Genomic DNA, 3,464 nt, shown 5'->3' on the forward strand with positions numbered 1-3,464 from the left:
ACCGTAGCGTCGGGTGCTTCGGATGCGGATATCATTGAAAAGATCGACATTGGAGGAATTTCTTTGATTCGGGCGGCTGCCAAGAATTACAATGACGTATTGATCGTTTCATCGCGCAGCCAGTATGCCGACGTAGTGGAATTACTAACCCAGAAAGCAGGTGCGACAGATTTAGCGGATCGGCGTCAGTACGCTGGTAGAGCCTTTTCAGTTACATCGCACTACGATACAGCCATTCAAGCGTACTTCAACGAAGAGAACGCCCAGGGAACCGATTACGAAGGACCAATCTATAATTTCAAGTCGCTTCCCGCCAATCACCTGCGATACGGCGAAAATCCACACCAACAGGCCAGTTTCTACGGTGATCTGAGCGCTATGTTTGATAAACTGCATGGAAAAGAGTTATCCTACAATAACCTTGTAGACATTGACGCCTGTGTAAGCCTGATTGACGAATTTCCGGCCGCAGACGGTTCGCAGGCCGCTTTTGCCATTATCAAACACACCAACGCCTGCGGCATTGCGACGGCGTCGACGGCTAAAGAAGCTTACCTGAACGCGCTTGCCTGCGATCCTGTATCTGCTTTTGGCGGGGTTATTATTTCCAACGTACCCGTTGATCTGGAAACGGCAGAAGAGTTGAACAAACTGTTCATGGAAATTCTGATTGCGCCCGATTATACGCCGGAAGCCCTGACATTGCTTAAGTCAAAAAAGAACCGGATTCTGCTACGTCGCAAGCCTGTCGAACTGCCAACGGTTATGTTTAAAACAATTCTGAACGGCGTACTGGAACAGGACAAAGATAACCAGACAGAAACGGCCGGGCAGTTCAAAACCGTTACCGAAAAAGCCCCGACTGAACGCGAAGTACGAGCCTTGGAATTTGCGCTGAAAGTGTGCAAGCATACCAAATCGAATACGATTGTACTGGCGAAAGAGGGACAACTGCTGGCTAGTGGCGTTGGGCAAACCTCTCGCGTCGATGCATTGAAGCAGGCCATTGAAAAAGCGCATACATTTGGATTTGACCTGAGCGGTTCAGTTATGGCATCCGATGCGTTTTTCCCATTCCCCGACTGCGTCGAAATTGCCGGTCAGGCGGGTATAACAGCGGTAGTACAACCCGGCGGCTCCATCCGCGATCAGGATTCAATTGATTATTGCAATCAGCACGGTCTGGCGATGGTTACAACAGGTGTGCGCCATTTCAAACATTAACTGCAGACAATCTGAATCCGAATTTTTGTTCTGGTTCAGATTGTTCAAATCACTATGCTCTACACAATCTGGTGCGCAATTTGGTTAGTATCGCTTTATCTGGTGCTATTTCCATTCCAGTTTGTGTTTCTGCAACGTAACGAATGGAAGCCGCTGGCGCATAAAATTAACGCCATCTGGGGAAAGCTTTTTTTTCTGGGTGTAGGTATTTCCGTCCGAGTCGAATACCGTTTTAAACCTGATCCAAGAGGTGTTTACGTCATTTGTGCGAATCACTTTTCCTATCTGGATATTGCCGCTATGGGTGTAATCATTGATAACTATTACGCCTTTGTCGGAAAAAGCGAAGTAAAACATATTCCGCTGTTAGGCTATATGTTTGCCAAGCTGCATGTTCAGGTGGACCGTTCTCAGCCAAATAGCCGGGCGTATTCGTTAGCTAAATCAATCCGAACATTAGCTTCAGGACGTAGCATCATGATTTTTCCGGAAGGAGGAATTCGGGCACCCGAACCGCCCCAGATGGTAGCCTTCAAAGATGGTGCCTTCAAAATGGCAATTCAGCAGCAAGTGCCCATTGTGCCTATTACGTTGTTGAACAACTATCAGATTCTGCCCGACAAGAGTCCGATTCGTTTTCACCGACACGTATTGCGAGCAGTCATTCATCCACCCATCGAAACAGTAGGAATGACGCAAACAGATGTCGATCGATTGAAACAGGAGACGTATCAGATTATAGACACCGAATTAATGAGTGAAAAGAATGTAGCGGCCTAGTTGCTTATTCAATCATTTACCACTGATTAGATTATGAAAGTAGATCAGGAAACCCTACATAAAATCGCGCATCTGGCCCGGCTCGAGGTTCGTCCGGAAGAGGAAGCTGAATTACTTACCAGCCTAAACGGCGTACTGACCTGGATGGAACAGCTTAACGAAGTAGATACGTCGGGAGTTGAACCACTAACCCACATTTCTGCCGAAACAAACGTACTGCGCGACGACGTAGTAGGCAATCACCTTCCGCGTGAGCAGGCACTCGCCAACGCTCCACAGCATGACAAGCGCTTTTTTGAAGTGCCAAAAGTACTGGAATAAAATTAATTCACGTTGTGCGTCACTCTACTGGCCCGGTAAGCTTTAAGCCAATAATGCCTACGGTGATCAGCATAATAAAAAATACTTCTGTCCAGGACCAGCTTAATTTCAACCAAAGAACATCCGCAGCTTTAACGAATACCAGCGTGACAGCCGTCCAGACAGCGAAAGCCGTTGTCGTCGATACGGTGCGCATGGCTGCAGCCAGCATTAGCGTTGTTGCTATTCCAAAGATAATGTAGGCTATCCAGGGCAATACAATTGGCAAACCTCCATCAGGTCGGTAAAACGTATTCCACCGTAGTGATTTCAGGGCGTCCCACTGCATGTATTTAAGTGCGTATGTCCAGACCATTTCGCAGGCTGCTGCCCCTAACAAATACAGCCAGGACAAAATGCTTTGCGGTATCATAAGTCTCCTTACTGCTTTTATTTTACTATAACTCGTAAAAAGACAAAATGTCTAAAAGCCAATAAGAGCTTTTAGACATTTTGATAAGCAAAGCCATAAACAACTATGCCAGGATGGGCTTAACGATTTTACCCGCTACGTCGGTCAGTCGGAATGGGCGGCCCTGAAACTGATACGTTAGTTTTGTGTGGTCGAAACCGAGCAAGTGCAGGATAGTAGCCTGCAGGTCATGAACGTGTACTTTGTCTTTAACCCCGTAATAACCAATATCATCCGTTTCGCCGTAGGAAAATCCCCGCTTGACGCCACCACCGGCCATCCAGACAGTGAACGCATCAAGGTGATGGTCGCGGCCCATAAACGGTAATACCTGCCCATCGCGATTTTCCTGCATCGGTGTGCGTCCAAATTCACCCCCCCAGACTACCAACGTATCATCCAGCAAGCCGCGTTGTTTTAAATCTTTAATCAGGGCAGCCGAAGCTTGGTCTACTGATTTGGCCATTAGCTTAATATCGTTGGGCAAGTTGCCGTGCTGGTCCCAACCCTGGTGGTACAACTGAATAAATCGCACGTCTTTCTCGGCCAACTTGCGGGCCAGCAGGCAATTGGCGGCATAGGTGCCCGGTTTGCGGCTCTCAGGACCGTATAGGTTGAAGATGTAATCCGGTTCTTTGGACAGGTCGAGTGTTTCGGGCACCGACGTTTGCATCCGGTACGCCATCTC

The 3,464-nt window shown here is 47.9% G+C and carries 5 protein-coding genes; 3 read left to right on the plus strand and 2 right to left on the minus strand.

The genetic code is table 11. The features are described from left to right. The 3 genes from purH to gatC form a co-directional block, all read left to right on the plus strand. On the plus strand, positions 1–1,224 hold a 1,224-nt coding region (gene purH, locus ACOJS8_RS09670; protein WP_420148332.1), incomplete at its 5' end, for a bifunctional phosphoribosylaminoimidazolecarboxamide formyltransferase/IMP cyclohydrolase. A 54-nt stretch (positions 1,225–1,278) separates the two neighbouring features. Beyond that, complete coding sequence (locus tag ACOJS8_RS09675; RefSeq protein ID WP_420148333.1) at positions 1,279–2,004, plus strand: lysophospholipid acyltransferase family protein; 726 nt, start codon at positions 1,279–1,281, stop codon at positions 2,002–2,004. A gap of 33 nt (positions 2,005–2,037) precedes the next feature. Further along, positions 2,038–2,325 carry an Asp-tRNA(Asn)/Glu-tRNA(Gln) amidotransferase subunit GatC gene (gene gatC / locus ACOJS8_RS09680; RefSeq protein ID WP_420148334.1) on the plus strand — a complete coding sequence of 96 codons (288 nt, stop codon included), beginning with the start codon at positions 2,038–2,040 and terminating at the stop codon, positions 2,323–2,325. A 19-nt stretch (positions 2,326–2,344) separates the two neighbouring features. On the opposite strand, the gene ACOJS8_RS09685 is transcribed toward gatC, so the two are convergent. Beyond that, on the minus strand, positions 2,345–2,737 hold the full coding sequence (locus tag ACOJS8_RS09685) for a DMT family transporter (protein WP_420148335.1): 393 nt from the start codon (positions 2,735–2,737) through the stop codon (positions 2,345–2,347). A 103-nt stretch (positions 2,738–2,840) separates the two neighbouring features. Beyond that, on the minus strand, positions 2,841–3,464 hold a 624-nt coding region (locus ACOJS8_RS09690; protein ID WP_420148336.1), incomplete at its 5' end, for a DUF1501 domain-containing protein.

The sequence above is a fragment of the Spirosoma sp. genome (assembly GCF_048594605.1).
GTDB lineage: Bacteria > Bacteroidota > Bacteroidia > Cytophagales > Spirosomataceae > Spirosoma.